This is a genomic window from Actinacidiphila rubida, assembly GCF_900110255.1.
GTDB lineage: Bacteria > Actinomycetota > Actinomycetes > Streptomycetales > Streptomycetaceae > Actinacidiphila > Actinacidiphila rubida.
Genome location: NZ_FODD01000042.1, coordinates 37,178 through 59,477 on the forward strand (window position 1 = coordinate 37,178; position 22,300 = coordinate 59,477).

Genomic DNA, 22,300 nt, shown 5'->3' on the forward strand with positions numbered 1-22,300 from the left:
GCAGGCGCCGGACCCGCGGCGGCACCGCACCGAAAGGCACCCACCACCGTGGCTGAGCGAGAAGGCGACCCGCCGATCGACGCGTTCCTGGACTCGCTGTCCGCGTCGAACCGCAGGACGCTGTCCGAGGCCGGGTTCGACATGGCCCGGCTGCGCGAGCTGGGCGCCACCGAGGCGGGCGCCCGGCAGGTCCGGCACATCGTCACCGAGTTCGGGGCGGCGCCCGGCCGCCGGGCCGCGGTGCGCCGCCTCGCCGGCCCGGCCCCCTCGGAGATCCCGGACCCCCCGAGCAGGGCCGTCGGGTTCTGGCTGCTGTACCTGCTGACGGCGGCGGTCGTGCTGCTGGTGCTGTTCGCGAGCACCGTGCTGGTCGGCGAACTGCTGGGCGTGGTGGTGGCGGTGCTCGGCTTCGCGGGCCTGTTCTTCGCGTGGGCGGCGGTCCCCAGCGTGCCGTGGACGGGGGTGGCGTTCCTGGTGACGGTGCCCGCCATGATCGTGCTGCTCGCCACCACGCTGCTGTACGCCCCCGACTGGTACCTGTCGGTCAAGGGCCGGGACGCCGTCGCCACCCTGGAGCCGCCGCAGTACCGCTGGGAGCACGGCGCCCGGGTCGCGACCTGCCGGGTGCGGCTGCCGGACGGCTCGGTGCACGGCATCCGCGCCGACGCCGGCTGCGCCGGGGCGGCCGGGACGACCCGGGCGGTGGTCTACGCGCCGGACGGGCGGGTGGGGCCGGCGTTCGGGCACCGGCGGGGGCTGGGAGCGACCAGCCGCGACGTGGCCGCCGGCGCGGCGGCCCTGACGATGCTCGCCGCGGCGGCGGCGATGGCGGGCGCGTCCCGCCGGAGAGGTGGGCGGTGAGCGTGCCGGTACGGGTGCCGCTCCCGCACCGGAGCGGCACCGGTCCGGCACGCTCAGCGAGAGACCGCTGCCCGAACCGCGTCGACGCGGCGCCGGGCCGGCGGGTGGGCCGGCCCGGCGCCGCGTGCCGGTGCGGGGCGGTCAGGCGCTGCGGGCCGCCTGGTCGGGCTTGCCCGTCCGGCGGTGCGGGGGCCAGATCTCCGCGGGCGTGGGGGTGCGCGGCTTGTCCGGGGTGCCCGGCTCGGGCTTCTCGTCCGGCGCCCGCGCGGGGCCGGGCGCTGGTTCGGGTCCGGGCTTCGGCGCGGGCTCGTCGGCGAGCCCGGGCAGGGTGAGCAGTCGGCGCGGAGCGGTCATATGGGCCTCCAGACGCAGTCGGACGTCGTTCTCCGCGAGGGTTTCGCAGCGGCGCAGCAGCACCGTCCGCCGTCGGTTCTCCGCGGTACCGCACGGCAGCGCCCGCAACCGCCGGAGGGCGGCCAGGTCGTCCGCGCGGGGCACGTAGCCCGCCGCGAGCGCGGCGGTCAGGCGTTCCAGGTACCCGCCCGCGCTGCCCGGGAGCGCCTGCCGGTAGCGGACCAGTTCGTCCAGCAGGAAGGCACGCAGCCGCCCGGACTCGTGCACCGCCTCGTCGAGCGCCTCGACCAGTCGCAGGCAGTCCTGGACGTACTCCGCCGGGCGGGGCGCGGCGGCGGGGGCGAGGGCGGCAGGGGATGCCGGAGGTGCCGGGGGCACCGCGGGCACCGCGGGCGGGCCCGCCCTCCTGCTGGGGTGCAGCACCTCCGCCAGCGCGCGCCGCAGCACGCGCAGTTCGTCCGCGCTGAACGCCATTCCGCCTCGGGTTCCGTGTGGCGTGGGCATGGATGGACTTTAAGTGCTAAGAGGACAAAATTCGCGCAATCCGGTCGACGCGGTGCGTCGCCGGGATGGGTGCGCCCTTTCCGCGGCGCGCCCCGCCAGGACGGGGGCCGAACGGCCCAGACCCGCAGCTCGCAGCGGCCGTCACGGCGGCGGGTCGCGGTGCCCGTCCGGCGGGCGTGCCGCTCAGAACGCGCGGCGCCGGCGGACCAGCAGGACGCTGCCCGTCGCCAGCGCGAGGAAGGCGCCGGCCGACAGGAACGAGACGCCGACCGCGCCCGTGACGGCCAGACCGCGGCGCCCCGACGGGTCGCCGCCGTCCGACGGGGCCGTGTCGGCGGGCGGGGTCGTCGCACCCGTACCGCCGGTGGCGGCGGCGGTGGAAGGAGAGGCGGTGGCCGCGGCGGGGTCGGTGACGAACACGGTGATCGCGGCCCGGTCGTCCGCCGGGTCGCGATCGGTGCCCGACGGCGGCACCACCGCGATGGTCCCGGCCGCGTCCGGCACGTTCGCGTCGATGTGCACCCGCAGGATCTGCCCGTAGCCGCCGGGCCCGAACGGGCAGCTGACCGTCCGGCCGGACACCGGGACGCAGTAGACGGCCTGACGCCGTTCGCTCCGGCTCGGCAGCACGGCGTGGATGCCCTGCGGCATCGTCACGACCTGCGGATCCCTGACGGCGGTCGGGCCGCCGGCGGGGCCGCCCGTGGGGTAGGGCACCGCGACGTCCAGCGTCTGGCCGACGACGCCCTCGATGGTGAACGGCGTGGCCGCGTAGTCGACGAGCGCGGGCGGGGGATCCGCGGCGACCGTCCAGTGCCCCTCGAAGGCCGTCCCGGCCACCAGCGCGCCCTCGTCGGAGGGCGTGAGCCCGAGCGGGCCCGCGGTGCCCCTGGGGGCGTCGGCGGGCAGCGGCTCGGTCCCGGCGGGCGGGTTGCCGGTGGGCCACACCTGGTAGGAGACGCCGAGGCTCGTCGCGGCGTGCGGGGCGGTGAAGGTGAAGGGGGCGTCCGTCCGCACCGCCCGGCCGGGCGACAGCACCGCCGGGAAGTCGCACTCGGCGACCGTCGGCCGGTCCGCCCGGTCGTAGCGGCAGTTGCTGAACTCCCGTGTGGTGGGCGCCGACCCGCTGACGCGCACGGTCACCCCCTGGGTGAGCGCCACGTCCCCGCGGTTGCCGAACGCGGGCGTCACGTCCACCGAGCGGCCCGCCAGCCGCCCGGACGCGGCCGGCAGCACGCTCAGCCGGGGACGGCCGACGACGACGTGGGCGGTGGCCGTGACGGCAGGGGCGTTGTCCGCGGTCACCGTCACGGTGACCGCACCGGCGTCGCCGGGCGGCGTCCCGTCGGCGGCGCTGAGGGTGAACGGCGCCAGCTCGGTGCGCCCGCCGACGTCCCCGAGGGCGCAGGTGACCTCCAGGTCCTGCGAGGTGCAGTCCTCCTCGCCGGGGCGCGGCGTCACGTCGACCGTGCCCGCCAGCGCCGACAGGTCGAAGACGGCCGTGGCGCCCGTGACGGCCGTGCCGCCGTCCGGTGCCAGCACCACGTCGAACGGCGCCGAAGCACCACCGCCCGGGTCCGGCACGAAGACCGTCCCCGGTGCGGACACCAGCCGGATCGCCGCCTGTCCCCCGTCGTCCGCCCGCGCGCCCTGCCCCGTCACCAGCACCGCCAGCGCCGTCGCGGCGACTGCCGCACCCGCTCGGCTGGAACCCCGCATGCCGCCCACCCCGCCTGTCAAGGCCACCTCTGCCCCATAGGACGACGGTACGGGGGTACGGGTTGTACCGGAGAGCCCTCAACAGGCAGTTGTCACCAGGTCTTCACCGGCGCAACGGCTCACGTGGTGGACACGTTCCGCTCGTAGACGAGCCGCAGGCCGATCAGCGTCAGCCAGGGCTCGTGCGCGTCGATGATCGACGCCTCGCCCAGCACCAGGGGCGCGAGGCCGCCGGTGGCGATGACCGTCACGTCGTCGGGGTCGTCGGCCAGTTCGCGGGCCATCCGCTCGGCGATCCCGTCGGCCTGCCCGGCGAAGCCGAACAGGATGCCGGACTGCATCGCCTCGATGGTGTTCTTGCCGATGACGCTGCGCGGGCGCGCGAGTTCGATCTTCCGCAGCTGCGCTCCGCGCACCCCCAGCGCGTCCACCGAGATCTCGATGCCCGGCGCGATCGCCCCGCCGACGTACTCCCCGCGCGCGGACACCGCGTCGAACGTGGTGGCGGTGCCGAAGTCGACGACGATGCACGGACCGCCGTAGAGGTGCACGGCCGCAAGGGAGTTGATGATCCGGTCGGAGCCGACCTCCTTGGGGTGGTCGACGAGGATCGGCACCCCGGTCTTGATGCCGGGCTCCACCAGGATCGACGGGACGTCGCCGTAGTAGCGGCGCGTCACCTCCCGCAGCTCGTGCAGCACCGACGGCACCGTCGAGCAGATCGCGATCCCGTCGATGCCGTCCCCGAGGTCGCCGAGCAGCGGATGCATGCCCATCAACCCCTGGAGCAGCACCGCGAGTTCGTCCGCGGTGCGGCGGGCGTCGGTGGAGATCCGCCAGTGCTCGACGATCTCCTCGCCGTCGAACAGCCCCAGGACGGTGTGCGTGTTGCCGACGTCGATGGTGAGCAGCATCCGCCTTACGCTTCCGCTCGCAGGTCCAGGCCGATGTCGAGGACCGGCGAGGAGTGCGTGAGCGCGCCCACCGCCAGGAAGTTGACGCCCGTCTCCGCGTACACGCGGGCGTTGTCGAGCGTCAGCCGCCCGGAGGACTCCAGGAACGCCCGGCCGCCGACGATCGCCACCGCCTCGGCGGTCTCCGCGGGCGTGAAGTTGTCGAGCAGGATCAGGTCGGCGCCCGCGTCCAGCACCTCCCGCACCTGGTGCAGGGTGTCCACCTCGACCTCGATGGGCACGTCGGGGAACTCGTCGCGCACCAGCTTGAACGCCTGCGCGACGCCGCCGGCCGCCACCACGTGGTTGTCCTTGACCAGGGCCGCGTCCGACAGCGACATGCGGTGGTTGGCACCGCCGCCGCAGCGCACCGCGTACTTCTCCAGGGCCCGCAGGCCCGGCGTGGTCTTGCGGGTGTCGCGCACCTGCGTGGTGGTGCCCTCCAGCGCGTCCACCCAGCGGGCGGTCGCGGTCGCGATGCCCGACATCCGGCACAGCAGGTTCAGGGCGCTGCGCTCGCCGGTCAGCAGGTCGCGGGTACGGGTGCGGACGGTCAGCAGCTTCTGCCCCGCCTCGACCCGGTCGCCGTCCTCGACGTGCCGCTCCACCTCGAACTCGTCGGTGCACACCACCGACAGCACCGCCTCCGCGACCCGCAGCCCGGCGACCGTGCCGGCCTCGCGCGCGGTGAAGTCGCCGACGGACAGCGCGTCCTCGGGGACGGTCGCCACGGTGGTGACGTCCACGCCCTGGTCGAGGTCCTCCTCGATCGCCATGTGCGCGATGTCCTCGACCTGGATCGGGTCCAGGCCCGCGTCCACCAGCAGCTCGGCCAGCGCCGGGTCCAGACCGCACTCCAGCGGGTCCAGGGCGAAGTCCTCCCCGGCGCCGCAGCCGCAGCCGTCGCCGCAGCCGCCCGCCTCGGCGGACGGCGGCCCGATCGTCGGCAGCGGGAGCGAGACGGGCAGGGGGCGGTCGGGCGTGCTCACGAGAACTCCTTCGGTGCGGCGGGGGCCGGGTGCGGGGCGGCGGCCGCCCCATCATCCCCGATCCCGGCGGGGCGCGTGCCCGCGAAGTCGGGGCCTTGCGTGGTCCGCACCTCCAGTGTGCGGTGCGGGGTGAGCCGGACGACGAGGTGCCGGCGCCACCGGGCGTCGTCGCGGTCCGGGCGGTCCTCCCGCCAGTGGCAGCCACGGGTCTCCTCGCGGCGACGGGCGGCCGCGACCAGGACCCGGGCGACCAGGCTCAGGTTCGTCGCCTCCCAGGTCTCCACGCACGGCTCCTCGGTCTTGCCGTCCCGGTCGTACGCCTCGACCGCGGCGGTGTGCAGGCGCTCCAGGGCGCCCGCGGCCACCGCCAGGCTCTCCGCGCTGCGCAGCACGCCCGCGCCGGCCGACATGATCCGCTGCACCTCGTAGCGGGCCTCGGGCGCCAGCAGCGGGGAGGCGAACGCCTCCGGCACGACGGGCTCGCCGCACGACGCCGGGTGCGCGGCGATGTCCGCGGCGATCCGCTCGGCGAAGACCAGGCCCTCCAGCAGCGAGTTCGACGCCAGCCGGTTCGCGCCGTGCACGCCGGTGCACGCCACCTCGCCGCACGCGTACAGGCCCGGCACGGTCGTGCGGCCCCGCAGGTCGGTGCGGACGCCCCCGGAGGCGTAGTGGGCGGCCGGCGCCACCGGGATCGGCCGCGTCACCGGGTCGATGCCGTGCGCCCGGCACGCGGCCAGGATCGTCGGGAAGCGCTCCTCCCACATCCGCGCGCCGAAGTGCCGGGCGTCCAGCAGCATGTGGTCGGCGCCGGTCTCCTGCATGCGGCGCATGATGCCCTTGGCGACGACGTCGCGCGGGGCCAGCTCCGCCAGCTCGTGCTGCCCCACCATGAAGCGGACCCCGTCGGCGTCCACCAGGTGCGCGCCCTCACCGCGGACCGCCTCCGACACCAGCGGCTGCTGGCCCTCGGCGTCCGGGCCCAGCCACAGCACCGTCGGGTGGAACTGCACGAACTCCAGGTCGCTGACCTCGGCACCGGCCCGCAGCGCCAGCGCCACGCCGTCGCCGGTGGACACCGCCGGGTTGGTGGTGGCCGAGAAGACCTGACCCATACCGCCGGTGGCCAGCACCACGGCGGGCGCGCGCACCGCGCCCACCCCGTCGCGGGCGCCGGCGCCCATCACGTGCAGGGTGACGCCCGCGGTACGGCCCTCCGCGTCCGTCAGCAGGTCCAGCACGAGGGCGTTCTCGACGAAGTCGATGCCGGCCTCGCGCACCGCGGCGATCAGCGCGCGGGAGACCTCCGCCCCCGTCGCGTCACCGCCCGCGTGCGTGATGCGGCGCCTGCGGTGCCCGCCCTCCCGGGTCAGCAGCAGCTCGCCGGACGCCGCGTCGGTGTCGAAGTGCGCGCCGGTGTCCATCAGCCGCCGCACCGCGTCCGGGCCCTCGGTGACCAGGGTGCGGACCGCCGGCTCGTCGCACAGCCCGGCACCCGCCACCAGGGTGTCCTCCAGGTGCTGCTCCGGGGTGTCGCCGTCGCCCAGCGCCGCGGCGATGCCGCCCTGCGCCCAGCGCGTGGAGCCGTCGTCCAGGTGCGCCTTCGTCACCACCGTGACCTTCGCGCCGGCCGCGGCGCAGCGCAGCGCCACCGTCAGCCCGGCGACACCCGAGCCGACCACGACCACGTCCGCCTCCCGCGACCAGCCGGGCGGCGGCGCGGTCAGGCGTATGCCGGTGCTGCTGCCCGCGCCGTCACTGCGGCCGGCGTTCCAGGTGGCGGTCATTCGGGATCTCCGAACTCCAGGGGGATGTTGTCGATCAGCCGCGTCGCGCCGACCCGCGCGGCCACAGCCAGCACGGCCGGCCCGGTGTGGCCGGGGGCGGCGTCGGTGAAGTCCGCGGGGTCGATGAGGGCGACGTAGTCCAGCACGACGGGCGGCTCCATCGAGGCGGCGTTCTCCAGCACCGCCGTCGCCGCACGCAGCGACGCGGAGGGGCCCATGGCCGCCGCCTCCCGGCCGGTGAACAGCGCCCGGGACAGCTCGCGGGCCGACACCCGCTCGACCTCGGACAGGTAGCGGTTGCGGCTGGACAGCGCGACGCCGTCGCCCTCGCGGACGGTCGGCACGCCGACGATCTCCACGGGGAAGTTCAGGTCGGTGACCATCCGGCGGATCAGCGCGAGCTGCTGGGCGTCCTTCTGGCCGAAGAACGCGACCCGCGGCCGCGTCAGGTGCAGCAGCTTGGCGACGACGGTCAGCATCCCGTCGAAGTGGCCGGGCCGCGAGGCGCCCTCGAACCGCTCCCCCATCGGCCCCGCCGACAGCCGCACCTGCGGCTCGCCGCCCGGATACACCTCGTCGGCGGCCGGTGCGAACACCACGTCGGCACCCGCCTCCCCGGCGAGCTTCACGTCCGCGTCCAGGGTGCGCGGGTAGCGGTCCAGGTCCTCGTTCGGCCCGAACTGCAGCGGATTGACGAACACGGTCACCGTGACCCGGCCGCCGTCCGCGCGGGCCCGGGCCGCCTCGATCAGCGAGGCGTGCCCCTCGTGGAGCGCGCCCATCGTCATGACCACGGCGGCGGCCGGTTCGAGGTCGCGCGCGTGGTGCACCAGTTCCGTCATCGGATCCCCTCGTCGGCGAGGGCGCCGAGCAGCGCCTCCGCGTACTCGGCCTTGAGCATGCCGTTCGCCAGCGCGCGGTCCGCGGTCGCGCGGGCCATCGCCACGTACGAGGCGACGTCCTCCGGCGCGTGCCGGCGCAGCTCCGCCAGGTGCGCGCTGACGGTGCCGGCGTCGCCGCGGGCCACCGGGCCGGTCAGCGCCGCGTCCCCGGAACGCAGCGCGTTGTCCAGGGCCGCGCCCAGCAGTGGGCCGAGCATGCGGCCCGGCTCCTGCACCCCCGCGGCGCGCAGCAGGTCCATCGACTGCGCCACCAGCGTCACCATGTGGTTCGCGCCGATCGCCAGCGCGGCGTGGTAGAGCGGTCGCGCCGACTCCTCGATCCACTCCGGCTCGCCGCCCATCTCGATGACGAGCGCCTCCGCGGCCATCCGCAGCTCGCCGGGGGCCGTCACGCCGAACGTGCAGCCGTTCAGCCGCTGCACGTCCACCCGCGAACCGGTGAACGTCATCACCGGGTGCAGCGCCAGCGGCAGCGCGCCGGCCCGCAGCGCCGGATCCAGCACGGCCGTGCCGTAGCGGCCCGAGGTGTGCACCAGCAACTGGCCCGGGCGGATCGCACCGGTCTCCACGAGACCGCTCACCAGATCGGGCAGCGCGTCGTCCGGGACGGTCAGCAGCACGAGGTCCGCGTGCTCCAGCACGGCCCGCGGCTCCACCAGCGGCACCCCCGGCAGCAGCGTCTCCGCGCGCCTGCGGGACGCGTCCGACACCCCCGAAGCGGCGACGGTGCGGTGGCCCGCCAGGCCCAGTGCGGCGGCGAGCGTCGCGCCCACCCGGCCCGCCCCCACGACCCCCACGGCCAGCCTCGCCGGCTTCTCCTCGACGACCACGTTGCCTCCCGGCTGTCCCTTCTCGTCAATCCTACGCGAAGGCGCTGCGCGCGGCTCCGGCGACGACGCGTAACCCCTCTCACACCGCCGGGGTGCCCCCGGGGCTTGCTGGGTTCGGCCTACGGGGTGCCCCCGGGGCTTGTCGGCCGTCCACCGGCCGGTGGGTGGGTTCGGCATCCGGGGTGCCCCCGGGGCGCCGTTGCCGTGTCCCGGCCGGTGGTGGGTTGCTCGCGCAGTTCCCCGCGCCCCTGATATGCGTGCCCTTTGTCCGTGGGGTCGGGGGCGCTCCGGAAGCGTCTCCTCGGAAATGTGCATACGGGTACGTACGCAGCCGCACCCGGGGGCCGCGCACATTTCTCTGCGGGGAGCACTTCCTCCCCACCCCCTCCCACTCACCCACCGTGCGGCGGGGGACATGGGACACAGCCAACGTCCTCCCGCAGACGGGGACCGGCCGGAAGGGGACGATCCGGGTGTGTCCCCGCAGAACTGTGCATCCACCCGCCCAACCGAACGAAAGAACGGCGCACGCACAGTTCGAGGAGACACACCCGGAGTGGCCCCTGACCCCACCCACGAACCTGCACCGCCAGGGGCGCGAGGAACTGCGCGACAAGCCACGACGGCGCGGCACACGCCGGAACAAGCCCCGGGGGCACCCCGTCGGCGCGACAAGCCACAACGAGACCGGCAGACGGCAGCGCGCAGCGCGTGGCACCCGGGGACGGACAGGGGGAACCCCCGGAGGGAACCGTCCACCTTGGGGCGTAGAGCAGATCGCTCTGGGGGTTGACCCCGGGACGGGATCCCCTGCCTACGCTGGGTTATGTGCAGCGCGTCTACGACTTCTTCCGACGGCACCCGACAGGGGTCGACAGCTTCTGGGCCGTCGTCCTGCTGCTGGCCTGCGCCGCGTGGGCCGTGGAGGACCCCCGACCGTCCGGCGCCGCCAAGCTCGCCGCCATCCCCATGTCCCTGGCCCTCGCGGCCGTCGTCGCGCTGCGCCGCCGCATGCCGGAACGCATGCTGCTCGTGGCCATCGCCACCGGCCTCGCGCAGCTGGTGTTCAACGTCGAGTCGAACCCGGGCGACGCCGCGTTCCTGGTGATCATCTACACCTGCGCGTCGAACGGGGAGCGCTGGGCGTCGCGGCTGGCGCTGCTCGCGGGACTGGCCGCCGCGCCGTTGTCGATGGTGCGCTGGCCGCCCCACGAGCGGGGCACGACGATCTGGACGACGCTGTTCCAGACGATCCTGCTCACCGTGATCTTCGCGTGCTCCTGGGTGGTGGGCGACCGCCTGCGCACCCGGCGGGCGTACTACGCGCAGCTGGAGGAGCGGGCGGCGCGGCAGCACCGGGAGCGGGAGGCGCAGTCGAAGGCCGCGGTCGCCGCCGAGCGCGCCCGGATCGCGCGGGAGCTGCACGACGTGGTGGCGCACAACGTCTCGGTGATGGTGGTGCAGGCGGACGGCGCCGCCTATGTGCTGGATGCCGCGCCGGACCAGGCGAAGCAGGCGCTGGAGACGATCTCCAGCACCGGGCGCCAGGCGCTGGCCGAGATGCGCCGCCTGCTGGGCCTGCTGCGGGCCGGGGACGACGCGGGCGGCGAGTACGTGCCGCAGCCGGGCGTCGACCAGCTCGCCGACCTGATCGACCAGGTGCGCGGGGCGGGGCTGCCGGTGCGGTTCGAGGTCGCCGGGGAGGCACGGCCGCTGTCCAGCGGCGTGGAGCTGACCGCGTACCGGATCGTGCAGGAGGCGCTGACGAACGTCCGCAAGCACGGCGGCGACGGCGCGAGCGCGAAGGTCATGCTGGACTTCGGCGACGCCGAGCTGGACCTGCTGATCGAGGACGACGGGCGGGGCGCCGGACAGGAGCTGCTCGCCCACGGCGGCCGGGACGGTCTGGGACAGGGGCTGATCGGGATGCGGGAGCGCATCGGGATGATCGGCGGCACCCTGGACGCCGGACCCCGCCCCGGGGGCGGGTTCCGGATCAGCGCCGTCCTGCCGCTGAAGACCGGCCGCTGAACCGATGACTACCGAAGGGACCACGCCCATGGCCATCCGCGTCATGCTCGTCGACGACCAGGTGCTGCTGCGCACCGGCTTCCGGATGGTGCTGGCCGCCCAGCCGGACATGGAGGTGGTCGCCGAGGCCGGGGACGGCGCGGAGGCCCTGGAGGTGCTGCGCGGCACCAGGGTCGACGTGGTGCTGATGGACGTGCGCATGCCGCGGATGGACGGCGTGGAGGCGACCCGGCGGATCTGCGCCGGCGAGCGCGTCCCGGCCGAAGGCACCCCGCGGGTGCTGATCCTCACCACGTTCGACCTCGACGAGTACGCGTTCACCGCGCTCAAGGCGGGCGCGAGCGGCTTCATGCTCAAGGACGTGCCGCCGGACGAGCTGCTGACCGCGATCCGCGCCGTGCACAGCGGGGACGCGGTGGTGGCGCCGAGCACCACCCGCCGCCTCCTCGACCGGTTCACGCCGATGCTGCCCAGTACCGGGAGCGAGCCGCGGCAGCAGGAGGTCGACAAGCTCACCGAGCGGGAGCGCGAGGTGCTGCTGCTGGTCGCGCAGGGTCTGTCCAACGGGGAGATCGCGCAGAAGCTGGTGCTGTCGGAGGCCACGGTGAAGACGCATGTGGGGCGCATCCTCACCAAACTGGGACTTCGCGATCGTGTGCAGGCCGTGGTGCTCGCGTACGAATCCGGCCTTGTTCGGGCCGGTGGCGGGAATTTCTAGCGCGCCGACGGCGTATTGACGGTTCGATAGATCAGGCCGGAGCTGGGCAGACCAGTCAGGGCAGGCAACCGGAACCGCACACGGGGAGTACGGCATGCGCGCCATCGTCATCGAGGAGTTCGGGGGCCCCGAGGTCCTCACGGTCGTCGACATACCCGCACCGGAGCCGGGGCCGGGTGAGGTCACCGTGGACGTGGCCTTCGCCGGCCTCAACTTCGCGGACGTCAAGGCCCGTTCGGAGGGCTACCGGGTCGAGTCCCTGCCGTTCCTGCCGGGTCTGGAGGTGTCCGGCACGATCCGCGCGGTCGGCGCGGGCGTCGAGGGGTTCACGCCGGGGCAGGAGGTCGCCGCGTTCCTCAACGGCGGCGGGTACGCGGAGGTGGTGGCCGCTCCGGCGGCGACGGTCTTCACGGTGCCGGAGGGCCTGTCGCTGCGCACCGGCGCCACCCTGCCGAGCGTCCTGCCCACCGCGTACGGCCTGCTGCACGAGGTGGGGCGGCTGCGCGAGGGCGACACCGTGCTGATCCAGGGCGCGGCCGGCGGCGTCGGCACCGTCGCGGGCCAACTGGCCCGGATGGGCGGGGCGTCGGCGGTCTACGGCGTGGTGTCGTCCCTGGACAAGGCGGAGCACGCCCTGAAGTCCGGCTACGACCAGGTGTTCCTGGCGGACACCTTCGACGCCGACGTGCGCGGGGCGACCGGTGGCAAGGGCGTGGACATCGCCCTGGACCCGGTCGGCGGCGAGACGTTCCGGCGCACCCTGTCGGTCGTCGGCCGCTTCGGGCGGCTGGTGTCGTTCGGCAACGCGGGTTCGGAGGAGCCGTGGTCGATCGGCCCCGCCGAGACGTACCCGCTGGCGATCTCCGTGGCCGGTTTCTCGATCCTGAACATGGCCGCGGCGGACCCGCAGCGGCTGCGGGAGATCGCCACCGCGGCCTTCCGCACGGTCACTGACGGCGGCGTGGAGCTGCCGGTCAGCGCGGAGTTCGCGCTGGAGGACGCGGCCGAGGCGCACCGGCTGCTGGAGTCCCGCACCAGCACCGGCAAGCTCCTGCTCCGGATCTGACGCCCCGCGCCGTCACCCCTGCGGGCCGCCGGTGCTTTCGGCCAGGCGGCGGGCGAAGTCGGCCGCGGCGGCCCGCACGTCGTCCTCGGTCCACTCCAGGGCCGAGGCGCCGACGGTCACCTCGGTCATCGACAGCCCGGGCAGCCCCGGCTCCATGAAGCGCCCGCGGCCGAACAGGCTGATCCCGGTCTGCTCCGCCTGCCGGACGGACGCCTCGTTCAGCGCGTCCGCCGGGTAGGGCAGCCACAGCTGGAACTGGTGGGTGTGCGGCTCCTCCGGATGGACCCGCGGCATGCCCAGCCCCGCGGCGGCCAGGCCTTCGCGCAGCGCCCGCGCGACGGGCTTGGCGTGCGCGACGTACGAGGCCAGCCGGGGCAGTTCGGTGTCCAGGCCGGCCTGCGCGGCGAGCACCGCGGGGAACTGCTCGAACAGCATGCCGCCGTAGCGGTGCCGCCACGCCTTGGCCTCGGCGACCAGTTCCGTGGAGGAGGCCAGCACGGCGCCGGACAGGCCCTCCAGCGACTTGTAGAAGCTCACGTAGACGCTGTCGGCGAGTTCGGCGATCTCCGGCAGGCTGCGGCCGAAGTGCGGCGTGCACTCCCACAGGCGGGCGCCGTCGAGGTGCACGACCGCGTCCCGCTCGCGCGCCGCGGCCACCACGGCGGTCAGCTCGTCCCACGTGGGCAGCACGAACCCGGCATCCCGCAGCGGCAGTTCGAGCATCAGCGTGCCGAACGGCTCCTCGAAGTCCCGGACCTCCTCGGCGGTGGGCGTGCGCGGACGCGTCGTCGGGTGCACGGTCCGCAGGCCGCTCACCGCGTGCAGCGCGTCCCGCTCGTGCACCTCCGGGTGCGCGAGCGGGTGCAGCGCGACCACCGGGTTTCCGGTCCGGCCGGCCCACGCCCGCAGTGCCACCTGCTGGGCCATCGTCCCCGTCGGGAAGAACGCGGCGTCCGGCATCCCCAGCAGCGCGGCGACCCGCAGCTCCAGCTCCCGGACCACCCCGTCCCCGTAGTGGTCCGCCTCGCCCTCCTCCGCAGCCGCGGCCAGCCGCTCGAGCTTCTGCTTCATCCCCGGCCGCAACGACCCGCTGAGCACCTTCCGGCACCCCTCGACCGCCGCCCGCCGCCGCCCTGTCTCCTCGCCCGTCTCCATCCCCCGATCCTCCCCCATCCCCAGCCCCTCCTCCCCCCGGGGCAACGGTCGGCGAGCGGGAGGGGGTGGGCAGGAGGTGGGGAGGAGGTGCTCCCCGCGTGGTCGAGCGAGCCCCGGGGGCACCCCGTAGGCCGAACCCGCGGAAAAAGAAAAACCTCAGCCGGCCCGCCGATGATTCGGCTTCGCCGAACGACTCCGCTTCTCCACGTACATCCGCTGATCCGCCGAGTGAAGAACTTCCTCCGCCGTCATGCCGCAGCCGGCCCAGCCGATACCGAAGCTCGCCCCGACCCGCACCGCGCGCCCGTCGACGCGTATCGGCGGGATGATCGCGTTCCGCAGCCGCACCGCGAGATCCGCGGCGTCGGCCGGCGCCAGCCCGTCCGCGAGGACGACGAACTCGTCCCCGCCGAGCCGCGCGACCGTGTCGCCGTCCCGCACCGCGCCGGTGAGCCGGCGCGCGACCTCGATGAGGACCGCGTCCCCGGTGTGGTGCCCGAACCTGTCGTTGATGGACTTGAAGCCGTCGAGGTCGCAGAAGAGCACCGCGAGCCCCTTGTTCGCGGACTCCTCGTCGTTCTCGTCGGGCGGCACCGTGTGGGTGTGGGAGTCCAGCGCGCCCAGTGGCGTGGCCAGTTCGTCCGGGCCGTAGCCGTAGGAGAACGCGAAGTCGTCGGGCCCGCCGACGTCGTCGACCAGCGCGGCCGCCGCCTCGCGGGCGTCCCGGTCCTGCGGGCGGGAGCAGAGGCGGGCGGACAGCCGGGCGCGCAGCTCCGCGCTGTTGGGCAGGCCGGTCAGCGAGTCGTGGCTGGCCCGGTGGGCGAGCTGCAGCTCGCGGCTCTTGCGCTCCTCGATGTCCTCGACGTGGGTGAGGAGGAACCGCGGCCCGTCGGCGGTGTCGGCCACCACCGAGTTGCGCAGCGACACCCACACGTAGGTGCCGTCGCGGCGGGCGAGCCGCAGCTCGGCCCGGCCCCCCTCGGCGGAGGTGCGCAGCAGCAGCCCGACGTCCTCGGGGTGGACGAGGTCGGAGAAGGAGTAGCGGCGCATGGTGGACGCGGAGCGCCCGAGCAGCCGGCACAGCGCGTCGTTGGCGCGCAGCAGCTTGCCGTGCTGGTCGCCGCCCATCTCGGCGATGGCCATGCCGCTGGGCGCGTACTCGAAGGCCTGCCGGAAGCTCTCCTCGCTGGCGCGCAGCGCCTGCTGGTCGCGTTCGAGGCGGACCAGGGCGCGCTGCATGTTGGCGCGCAGCCGTGCGTTGCTGATGGCGATGCCGGCCTGGAACGCGTACATCTGGAGCGCCTCGCAGCCCCAGGGTCCCGGGTGCCGGCCAGTGGTCGGCTGGTCGACGGAGATGACACCGATCAGCTCGCCGCCGACGCTCTGCGAGGAGTACATGGGGGCGTAGAGCCGGTCGCCGGGGTGCCACTCGTCGGCGAACCGGGGCAGCGGGCCCTCGGTGTGCCACTGCGGCACGTCGTCGTCGATGAGCACCCAGCCCTCGGTGTGCGGGATGAAGCGCAACAGGCCCCAGCGCTCGCCCATGGTGAGCCGGCGCTCCCAGGACGTGCGGGAGCCGACGCGCCCGGCCAGCAGCGCCTCTCCGGCCTGGCTGCCGGCGAACGCGGCCACGACGAGGTCGCCGTCGGGACGGACCAGGTTGACGGCGGCCAGCTCGTAGCCGAGGCCGCGCACCACCCCGTCGGCGACGGCCTGCAGCGTGTCGGCGAGGCTGCGGGCGGTGTTGAGGTCCGCGACGACCTGGTGCAGCTGACGCAGGGTCGCGAGACGGACATACGGCTCCGAATCGGTGTCCATGCCCCTCTCCACGCCCTCTTCAGCGACTCCCGTGATCGGTTCCGGCCCCCGGTCCTCCCGGCCCCTGCGGCTACCCATGCGCACTGTCCGACGACATCGCCACTGAATCACAGCGAGCTGTCCGCCCGGTACACAGGGTCAACAATTCCTCCCCCTTGTGACTCAAGTCACATGATCCGGTAAGCGGGTGAATACCCACCGTAGAGCCTTTGGTCCTAGGACCTCGCCTTCAGGGTCCGGGACCACAGTCCGATGCGGGGCCGTTCCACCGACCCGTACCGTGAGGAGCGTGCTTCACGATTCACCGGGACGGCATCCTGGGACCACCATGGGTCCCACCGCCGACATCGACGACTTCCGCGCCGCCATGACCCGCCTCGCCGCGGGCGTGGTGCTGATCACCGCGCACGACGCGGACGACCCGCCACGCGGCGAGGACGTCGGCATGACGGCGACGGCGTTCATGTCGGTGTCCCTGGAGCCACCGCTGGTGCTGGTGAGCGTGCGGGTCGGCTCGCGCATGGACGAGCTGCTGGAGCGCCAACCGCGCTGGGCGGTGTCGGTGCTCAGCGAGAGCCAGCGGCACATCGCCGGCCGGTTCGCGATGCGCGGCCGGGTCAGCGACCGCCTGCTGTTCGAGGACGTCGCGTACTACCGCGGCGAGGAGTCGGGCGCGCCCGTCCTCGGCGGGGCGCTGGCGATACTGGAGTGCGAGACGGAGCAGCGGGTCGCCGCGGGCGACCACACGCTGCTGATCGGCCGCGTGATGACGGCCCGCACCCCGAGCGCCGAGGGCGGTCCCCTCACCTACTTCCGCGGCCGCTACCGCTATCTGACCTGAGCGCCGCGCGCACCGGCCCGGACCGGAGCGCCCACGTCTCAGTCCCAGCCCCCGCTGCGGCCGCGCTTGGTCTCGCCCCGCTGCTTCTTCACCCGCAGGCGGCGCTCGTTGATCCCCCTCGGGACGCGGGTGGCCCGCCGCGCCTTGGGCGGCGGCGCCGTCGCCTCCGCGAGCAGCGAGGCCAGCCGCGCCGCGGCCGTCTCGCGGTTGCGCCACTGCGAGCGGTGCTCGGACGCCCGGACGGTCAGCACCCCGTCGACCAGCCGGCCGGCCAGCCGCTCCAGGGCGCGTTCCTTCCACACCGGCGGCAGCACCTCCGTCGACGCCAGGTCGAAGCGCAACTCCACCTGGGTGTCACTGGTGTTCACGTGCTGCCCGCCCGGCCCGGACGACCGCGAGAAACGCCACAGGAGCTCGGCCTCCGGCACGGAGACCGAACCGCGGATGACGAGTGGCCCGGACATGCCCCCATGATCCCGCGCCCGGGGTCACCCGTCACGGGGATTTACCTCAGCGGCGGAACCTCCGGAGCCGCCCCCGCGTATGAAAGTGATGACGGTACTTTCGTCCGCATCACCTACGACCACAAAAGGGGACTTCCCATGGCGGTAAGCCTGACCAAGGGCGGCAACGTCTCGCTGACCAAGGAAGCGCCCGGCCTGACGGCCGTGACGGTCGGCCTGGGCTGGGACGTCCGGACCACCACCGGCACCGACTTCGACCTCGACGCGAGCGCCATCGCGGTCAACGCGACCGGCAAGGTCTACTCGGACGGCCACTTCGTCTTCTTCAACAACAAGCAGAGCCCGGACCAGACCATCGTCCACACCGGCGACAACCGCACCGGCGAGGGCGAGGGCGACGACGAGTCGATCAACGTCAACCTGGCGGGGCTGCCCGCGGACGTCGACAAGATCGTCTTCCCGGTCTCGATCTACGACGCCGAGTCGCGCAGCCAGAACTTCGGCCAGGTCCGCAACGCCTACATCCGCATCGTCAACCAGGCCGGCGGCAGCGAGATCGCCCGCTACGACCTGAGCGAGGACGCGGCGACCGAGACCGCCATGGTCTTCGGCGAGCTGTACCGCAACGGGGCCGAGTGGAAGTTCCGCGCCGTCGGCCAGGGTTACGCCTCGGGCCTGGCGGGCATCGCCCAGGACTTCGGCGTCAACCTCTGACGCATCGGGCTCCGGGAGTTCCGGGACCTCCGAGGCGCGCGAAGCCTCCAGGGGGTCCGCGGCGCCCGGCCCGGAGGCGCCACGCCGCTCGGCGTGGCGCCTCCGCCGTATACCGGTCGCGGACCCCGCCGCCCGTGTCTGGCACGATGCGGCAGTGATCGACCTCGGATACGCCCTCTCCCGCCGCTTCCCGGACCCGCCGCAGACCGACTACCGGACCGCCGACGTGCGGGCGCTGCGCCACGACCTTTTCTGCGGCGACGTCTATCTGGCCGAGGGCGAGCGGGAGCTGTCCACCCGCTGGGGCTGGGTGCCGGTGCTGGACTTCGCGTGGGCGCTGTGCGCCGTCGTCGAGGAGCTGGACCGCGATCCGCGCGGCAGCCGGGCGGCCCGCCCGCAGTACGCCGAGTTCGACTTCACCGAGTCCACCGACCGCCTGCGCTTCGTCCGCCGCTTCGGGCACGTGGACGTCACCGCCGACTGGGCCGAGGACGAGCCGCCGCTGACCGTGCACTTCGCCGAGCTGCGCCGCGAGGCCCGGGACTTCCTGCACGACCTGGTCGCCGACCTCACCGACATGCACGACGGCCTGGACGCCAACCCGGCCGTGTGGGAACTGCTGGCCCGCTACCCGCGGGTGTGAGGCGGCGGCCGCAGGGCGCAGGCGTCCCTCCCCGCCGCCGCGCTTGACCTCAAGCGCACTTGACGTTGTTCGCTGGTCCCCCGGTCCGCGCCACCACCCGCGCGGCACCTCCTCCGCGAAGGGACCCGCCCCATGCGCGCCATCCGCCTGCACGCCTTCGGACCGCCGGAGAACCTGCGCCTCGAGGAACGTCCCGACCCGGTGCCGGGCCCCGGCGAGGTGCGGATCGCCGTGGCCGCGTGCGGGGTGCACCTGATCGACACGGTGCTGCGCGCGGGCACCGTCAGCGGCCCGGTGCCGCGGCCCGAACTGCCGACGGTGCCGGGGCGCGAGGTCGCCGGGACGGTGGACGCGCTCGGCGCCGGCACCGACCCGTCGTGGCTCGGCCGCCGCGTCGTGGCCCACCTGGGCACCGTGCCCGGCGGGTACGCGGAGCTGGCCGTCACCGCCGCGAGCCGGCTGCACGCGCTCCCCGACGGCCTGGGCTTCGCCGAGGCCGTGGCGATGATCGGCACCGGGCGCACCACCGTGGTCCTGCTGCGGATGGCGGCGCTGGGGCCGCAGGACACCGTCGTCGTCCTGGCCGCAGCGGGCGGCATCGGCACCCTCGCGGTCCAGCACGCCCGGCAGCTCGGCGCGACGGTCGTGGGCGCGGCCGGCGGGCCCGCCAAGACCGCCCGCGTCCGCGCCCTGGACGCCGGCCCCGGCCTGCTCGCCGTCGACTACACGCGGCCGGGCTGGGCGGACGAGGTGCGGGCGGCCCTGGGCGCGGACCGTCCGGCCACCGTCGTCCTGGACGGCGTGGGCGGGGAGTCGGCGCGTGCCGCGGTCCGGCTGCTGGCCCCCGGCGGACGGCACCTGGTGTACGGGTGGGCGTCCGGGACGGGCGGAGCGGCGCTGTTCGCCGAGAGCGAACTCGCCGCGCTGGGCGTCACCTCGTCGACCCTGCTGGGCCCGGCGATGGGCCGGTACACGGGTACGCCGGAGGGACTGCGGGAGGTGGAGGCGGAGGCCCTGGCCGCCGCGGCCACGGGGCGCCTCGTGCCCGCCGTGCAGACCTTTCCGCTCGCCCGGGCCGCGGCCGCGCACCGCGCCCTGGAGTCCCGGGAGACGGCCGGCAAGGTCGTCCTCGTGACCTGAAAGGACGCACCCGCGGGGGCCCGGCGGGGCGCCGTCCCACAGCGGCTTGGGAACTTCTTTACGCTGTCCGGGAGTTGTTCTGAGCGCACGCACGACCGGTTCAATCCGTGCGATAGCACCCGAATACCGACCCCTTAGCCCTCGTAGGAGAGACCGCCATGGCCCTGTGGGACCGCTTCAAGGAATCCGCCCAGACCATGCAGACCCAGCTGACGGCGAAGAAGAACGACCTGAAGAGCGGCGCGTTCCGGGACGCCAGCATGGCGATGTGCGCGCTGGTCTCCGCGGCGGACGGCTCCGTCGACCCGTCCGAGCGGCAGCGCGTCGCCGCCTTGATCAGCAGCAACGACGTCCTGCAGAACTTCCCCGCGATGGATCTGCAGCGCCGCTTCGACGACTACCTCAACAAGCTCACCGCGGACTTCGACTTCGGCAAGGTGGCGATCCTCCAGGAGATCGCCAAGGTGCAGAAGAAGCCCACAGAGGCGCGTGCGGTCATCCAGATCGGTATCGTCATCGGCGGCGCGGACGGCGTCTTCGACAAGAGCGAGCAGGCCGTGGTCCGCGAGGCGTGCTTCGCGGTGGGACTCAACCCCGCGGAGTTCGACCTGTGAGTCGATGAGTGGGGCTGTCGCTGGATTCGGAGGGCCGTCTGATGCCGGGCGACGAGGAGTGGGCGCTTGCGATCTACCAGGCGCTCCGCACGCATGGCGGCATCTCCTCCGAGGAGGAGCTGTGCAAGGCCGCGGGGGTGGGCGCGGACCAGGCCGTGCGGGGGCGCAAGCGCCTGCACGAACTGGGCCTGGCCCAGGTGGTGGACGGGGTGCTGGAGGCGGTGGAGCCCGACACCGCGCTGGTCCGCACCATGGACGCCTACCACGCCAACGCGGCCGAGCAGGTCCGCAACGCGACGGCCCTCCAGCAGCTGACGCAGTCCCTCATGACGCTGTACCGGCCGGCGGCCACCCGCGACCCCGCGCAGGTCGAGGTGGAGTACGTCATCGACCGCCGGCGCAAGGACCGGACGCTGGTGGCGCTGGAGAGCACCACCCAGCGCTCCGTGGACGCCATGCACCCGGGCCCCATGCCGTCCGCCCAGATCCTGGAGACGTCCCTGGAACGGGACGTGGCCCTCATCAGCCGCGGCGTCCACCTGCGCGCCCTGTACCCCCTGGTGCTGCTGCAGAGCCCCCGCTACTCCGGCTATCTGCAGGAGATGCACGACGCGGGCGTGGAGGTGCGGCTGCTGGACCACGCGCCGCTGGACATGATCGTCCACGACCGCTCCTCGGTGTGCCTGCCCGCCGATCCCGAACACCCGGGCCTGGCCATGCTCGTGGTCCGCGGGGTCGCCCTGATCCGCGCCTACGGCGCCTTCTACGACGACTTCTGGCTGCGCGCCGTCCCCTACCCCGCGGCCGCCGAGCCCGCGGGCACCGGGGCGGCCGGGCTGACGCTCCAGGAGCGGGCCGTGATCCGGTTGATGGCCGGGGGCCTGAGTGACGACCAGATCGCCCGCAAGATGGGCGTGCACCGCCGTACCGTGCAGCGCGCGGTGGCCAAGCTGATGGAGCGCCTGAACGCCACCAGCCGGTTCGAGGCGGGCCTGAAACTCGGCCAGGACCCCGAACTGGTGAAGGCGCTGCGCCCCGCCCCCTCAGGTGGGCCGTCCGTTCCCGCCCCCCCTTAGGTACGGGAACGAACGGCACCGTGACGGTGGGGACCAACGGGCCTGGCCGGCCCCCACCCGTGTCGGACGGCGCCCCCCCCCGGGGAAAACCGGGCGAGCTTGCCGGTTGTGCCGCCATCCGACGCCCCGTCCGCGGCGACTCGGGGGAGCCGCGACCGGGAAGCACCTGTCGGTGCCGCGACACCCTCGGTAGGCGGGGAGTTACGCCGCGAGGAGCCGCCTCTGATTGGTACCTGACGGCACCATGCCGTGCCTAGCCGGTAACCGACCCTCCGAGGGCCCGCGCAGGCGTGGAAAGCGTTTCCTACCTGCGGATTCACCACTCTTGAGTGGCACATGTCCAAAAAGGGACACGTACCAATCTGGACAGTCACCGGGCGGGTTGGGGGTCTCCCGCGGGCCCCGGGCCGCTCACCGGGCGTCACGGTAAGCGGTTGACCTGGAGGCGGCCTCCGCGCGCCCGCGCCGGCGGCCGCCGGTCCGGATCACTCCGCCCGCGGGGCACCGCTCGCGGCGCCGGCGGTCCGCGCCGCGCGCCACTCGGGGGCCAGCACCGACCAGATCTCGGTGTCCTGACGGACGCCCCGGTACAGGTGGTTGGCGCGCAGCACGCCCTCCCGCGTCATGCCGAGCCGCTCGGCCACCGCGATGCTCGGACCGTTGGCGGACGACACCTGCCACTCCACCCGGTGGATGCCGCGTTCCTCGACCGCCCAGTCGATGATGAGGCGGGCCGCGCGCGTGACCAGACCGCGTCCGGTCGCCGACGGTTCCAGCCAGCAGCCCGCCTCGCAGGTGCCGGCGACCGCGTCGAACACCCGGAACAGGACACCGCCGACGAGCGCACCGTCGAGCCGGATGCCGTACAGCCAGCCGGCGTCGGCGGCGGCCTTGTCGGCGTACGACTGGAGCCAGGCGCGCGCGGACGCCAGGTCGGCGGTGGCGTCCGGCAGTCCTATGTGCTGCCCGATGAAGTCCCGGCCGCGGTCCATGTGGGCGAGGAACTCGTCCGCCTGCCACGGCTCCAGCGGTTCCAGGACGGCACCGTCACCCAGGGAAATCGCGAACATCGTCCATCCTCCGTCGTTCTCGCGCGCTCCCCGGATCCTCGCACGGCCGGC

At 74.2% G+C, this 22,300-nt stretch carries 21 protein-coding genes; 10 read left to right on the forward strand and 11 right to left on the reverse strand.

Translation table 11 applies throughout. The features are described 5' to 3' along the window. The first annotated feature begins 48 nt into the window (after window positions 1-48). Window positions 49-861, forward strand: coding sequence for an ABC transporter permease (locus BMW99_RS31800; protein WP_075018040.1), 813 nt, complete (start codon window positions 49-51; stop codon window positions 859-861). A 141-nt stretch (window positions 862-1,002) separates the two neighbouring features. Here the strand turns inward: BMW99_RS31800 and BMW99_RS31805 are convergent, their stop codons facing one another. From BMW99_RS31805 to BMW99_RS31835, 7 genes are all read right to left on the reverse strand, one after another. Continuing rightward, complete coding sequence (locus tag BMW99_RS31805) at window positions 1,003-1,719, reverse strand: hypothetical protein (RefSeq protein ID WP_075018041.1); 717 nt, start codon at window positions 1,717-1,719, stop codon at window positions 1,003-1,005. Window positions 1,720-1,902: 183 nt separating this feature from the next. Then, window positions 1,903-3,438: a hypothetical protein gene (locus BMW99_RS31810; protein ID WP_143080590.1), complete on the reverse strand. Its 1,536-nt coding sequence runs from the start codon at window positions 3,436-3,438 to the stop codon at window positions 1,903-1,905. Between the two features lie 119 nt (window positions 3,439-3,557). Continuing rightward, window positions 3,558-4,352 (reverse strand): type III pantothenate kinase, encoded by a 795-nt coding sequence (locus BMW99_RS31815; protein ID WP_069467324.1) that lies wholly within the window; start codon window positions 4,350-4,352, stop codon window positions 3,558-3,560. 5 nt (window positions 4,353-4,357) lie between these two features. Continuing rightward, complete coding sequence (nadC, locus tag BMW99_RS31820) at window positions 4,358-5,380, reverse strand: carboxylating nicotinate-nucleotide diphosphorylase (RefSeq protein ID WP_075018043.1); 1,023 nt, start codon at window positions 5,378-5,380, stop codon at window positions 4,358-4,360. Then, window positions 5,377-7,167 (reverse strand): L-aspartate oxidase, encoded by a 1,791-nt coding sequence (locus BMW99_RS31825; protein WP_075018044.1) that lies wholly within the window; start codon window positions 7,165-7,167, stop codon window positions 5,377-5,379. Before BMW99_RS31825 ends, nadC begins: the two co-directional genes overlap by 4 nt. Next, the gene (gene panC, locus BMW99_RS31830) at window positions 7,164-8,009 is read right to left on the reverse strand and encodes a pantoate--beta-alanine ligase (protein ID WP_069466764.1); all 846 of its coding nucleotides are present in this window, start codon (window positions 8,007-8,009) and stop codon (window positions 7,164-7,166) included. Before panC ends, BMW99_RS31825 begins: the two co-directional genes overlap by 4 nt. Next, window positions 8,006-8,899, reverse strand: a complete 894-nt coding sequence (locus tag BMW99_RS31835) for a Rossmann-like and DUF2520 domain-containing protein (protein ID WP_075018045.1) — start codon at window positions 8,897-8,899, stop codon at window positions 8,006-8,008. The genes panC and BMW99_RS31835 overlap by 4 nt, the downstream gene beginning before the upstream one ends. Window positions 8,900-9,727: 828 nt before the next feature. Between BMW99_RS31835 and BMW99_RS31840 the strand changes: the two genes are divergently transcribed. From BMW99_RS31840 to BMW99_RS31850, 3 genes are all read left to right on the forward strand, one after another. Beyond that, window positions 9,728-10,930, forward strand: a complete 1,203-nt coding sequence (locus BMW99_RS31840) for a sensor histidine kinase (protein WP_069466682.1) — start codon at window positions 9,728-9,730, stop codon at window positions 10,928-10,930. Between the two features lie 28 nt (window positions 10,931-10,958). Next, window positions 10,959-11,648 carry a response regulator gene (locus tag BMW99_RS31845; protein ID WP_069466681.1) on the forward strand — a complete coding sequence of 230 codons (690 nt, stop codon included), beginning with the start codon at window positions 10,959-10,961 and terminating at the stop codon, window positions 11,646-11,648. Window positions 11,649-11,742: 94 nt separating this feature from the next. Next, window positions 11,743-12,714, forward strand: a complete 972-nt coding sequence (locus BMW99_RS31850) for a quinone oxidoreductase family protein (protein WP_069466680.1) — start codon at window positions 11,743-11,745, stop codon at window positions 12,712-12,714. A 12-nt stretch (window positions 12,715-12,726) separates the two neighbouring features. Here BMW99_RS31850 and BMW99_RS31855 read toward each other — a convergent pair whose 3' ends face one another. After that, window positions 12,727-13,869, reverse strand: coding sequence for a threonine aldolase family protein (locus tag BMW99_RS31855; RefSeq protein ID WP_107485451.1), 1,143 nt, complete (start codon window positions 13,867-13,869; stop codon window positions 12,727-12,729). 156 nt (window positions 13,870-14,025) lie between these two features. After that, window positions 14,026-15,687, reverse strand: coding sequence for a diguanylate cyclase CdgB (cdgB, locus tag BMW99_RS31860; protein ID WP_069465612.1), 1,662 nt, complete (start codon window positions 15,685-15,687; stop codon window positions 14,026-14,028). A 328-nt stretch (window positions 15,688-16,015) separates the two neighbouring features. Here cdgB and BMW99_RS31865 point away from each other — a divergent pair, with 328 nt between their 5' ends. Next, a complete protein-coding gene (locus BMW99_RS31865) occupies window positions 16,016-16,528 on the forward strand; it encodes a flavin reductase family protein (protein ID WP_069465613.1) in 513 nt (170 codons plus the stop codon). A 38-nt stretch (window positions 16,529-16,566) separates the two neighbouring features. On the opposite strand, the gene arfB is transcribed toward BMW99_RS31865, so the two are convergent. Then, window positions 16,567-16,992 (reverse strand): alternative ribosome rescue aminoacyl-tRNA hydrolase ArfB, encoded by a 426-nt coding sequence (gene arfB, locus BMW99_RS31870; protein WP_069465614.1) that lies wholly within the window; start codon window positions 16,990-16,992, stop codon window positions 16,567-16,569. A gap of 138 nt (window positions 16,993-17,130) precedes the next feature. On the opposite strand from arfB, the gene BMW99_RS31875 reads away from it, so the two are divergent. The 5 genes from BMW99_RS31875 (at window position 17,131) to BMW99_RS42765 (ending at window position 21,179) form a co-directional block, all read left to right on the forward strand. Then, window positions 17,131-17,706, forward strand: a complete 576-nt coding sequence (locus BMW99_RS31875; protein WP_069465615.1) for a TerD family protein — start codon at window positions 17,131-17,133, stop codon at window positions 17,704-17,706. Window positions 17,707-17,860: 154 nt separating this feature from the next. Beyond that, window positions 17,861-18,349 (forward strand): hypothetical protein, encoded by a 489-nt coding sequence (locus BMW99_RS31880; RefSeq protein WP_069465616.1) that lies wholly within the window; start codon window positions 17,861-17,863, stop codon window positions 18,347-18,349. 132 nt (window positions 18,350-18,481) lie between these two features. Continuing rightward, on the forward strand, window positions 18,482-19,489 hold the full coding sequence (locus tag BMW99_RS31885) for a zinc-binding dehydrogenase (RefSeq protein ID WP_075018047.1): 1,008 nt from the start codon (window positions 18,482-18,484) through the stop codon (window positions 19,487-19,489). A 158-nt stretch (window positions 19,490-19,647) separates the two neighbouring features. Further along, window positions 19,648-20,103: a tellurite resistance TerB family protein gene (locus tag BMW99_RS31890; protein ID WP_069462162.1), complete on the forward strand. Its 456-nt coding sequence runs from the start codon at window positions 19,648-19,650 to the stop codon at window positions 20,101-20,103. A 41-nt stretch (window positions 20,104-20,144) separates the two neighbouring features. Continuing rightward, on the forward strand, window positions 20,145-21,179 hold the full coding sequence (locus tag BMW99_RS42765; RefSeq protein ID WP_069462163.1) for a helix-turn-helix transcriptional regulator: 1,035 nt from the start codon (window positions 20,145-20,147) through the stop codon (window positions 21,177-21,179). Window positions 21,180-21,664: 485 nt separating this feature from the next. Here BMW99_RS42765 and BMW99_RS31900 read toward each other — a convergent pair whose 3' ends face one another. Further along, window positions 21,665-22,249, reverse strand: a complete 585-nt coding sequence (locus BMW99_RS31900) for a GNAT family N-acetyltransferase (protein ID WP_069467707.1) — start codon at window positions 22,247-22,249, stop codon at window positions 21,665-21,667. Window positions 22,250-22,300: the final 51 nt, after the last annotated feature.

Coding starts and splice junctions, on each gene's coding strand:
- BMW99_RS31805 (WP_075018041.1), bottom strand. CDS start 1,719: ATGCCCACGCCACACGGAACCCGAGGCGGAATGGCGTTCAGCGCGGAC.
- BMW99_RS31810 (WP_143080590.1), bottom strand. CDS start 3,438: ATGCGGGGTTCCAGCCGAGCGGGTGCGGCAGTCGCCGCGACGGCGCTG.
- BMW99_RS31815 (WP_069467324.1), bottom strand. CDS start 4,352: ATGCTGCTCACCATCGACGTCGGCAACACGCACACCGTCCTGGGGCTG.
- BMW99_RS31825 (WP_075018044.1), bottom strand. CDS start 7,167: ATGACCGCCACCTGGAACGCCGGCCGCAGTGACGGCGCGGGCAGCAGC.
- panC (WP_069466764.1), bottom strand. CDS start 8,009: ATGACGGAACTGGTGCACCACGCGCGCGACCTCGAACCGGCCGCCGCC.
- BMW99_RS31845 (WP_069466681.1), top strand. CDS start 10,959: ATGGCCATCCGCGTCATGCTCGTCGACGACCAGGTGCTGCTGCGCACC.
- BMW99_RS31850 (WP_069466680.1), top strand. CDS start 11,743: ATGCGCGCCATCGTCATCGAGGAGTTCGGGGGCCCCGAGGTCCTCACG.
- BMW99_RS31855 (WP_107485451.1), bottom strand. CDS start 13,869: ATGGAGACGGGCGAGGAGACAGGGCGGCGGCGGGCGGCGGTCGAGGGG.
- cdgB (WP_069465612.1), bottom strand. CDS start 15,687: ATGGACACCGATTCGGAGCCGTATGTCCGTCTCGCGACCCTGCGTCAG.
- BMW99_RS31865 (WP_069465613.1), top strand. CDS start 16,016: ATGGGTCCCACCGCCGACATCGACGACTTCCGCGCCGCCATGACCCGC.
- arfB (WP_069465614.1), bottom strand. CDS start 16,992: ATGTCCGGGCCACTCGTCATCCGCGGTTCGGTCTCCGTGCCGGAGGCC.
- BMW99_RS31875 (WP_069465615.1), top strand. CDS start 17,131: ATGGCGGTAAGCCTGACCAAGGGCGGCAACGTCTCGCTGACCAAGGAA.
- BMW99_RS31885 (WP_075018047.1), top strand. CDS start 18,482: ATGCGCGCCATCCGCCTGCACGCCTTCGGACCGCCGGAGAACCTGCGC.
- BMW99_RS31890 (WP_069462162.1), top strand. CDS start 19,648: ATGGCCCTGTGGGACCGCTTCAAGGAATCCGCCCAGACCATGCAGACC.
- BMW99_RS42765 (WP_069462163.1), top strand. CDS start 20,145: ATGCCGGGCGACGAGGAGTGGGCGCTTGCGATCTACCAGGCGCTCCGC.
- BMW99_RS31900 (WP_069467707.1), bottom strand. CDS start 22,249: ATGTTCGCGATTTCCCTGGGTGACGGTGCCGTCCTGGAACCGCTGGAG.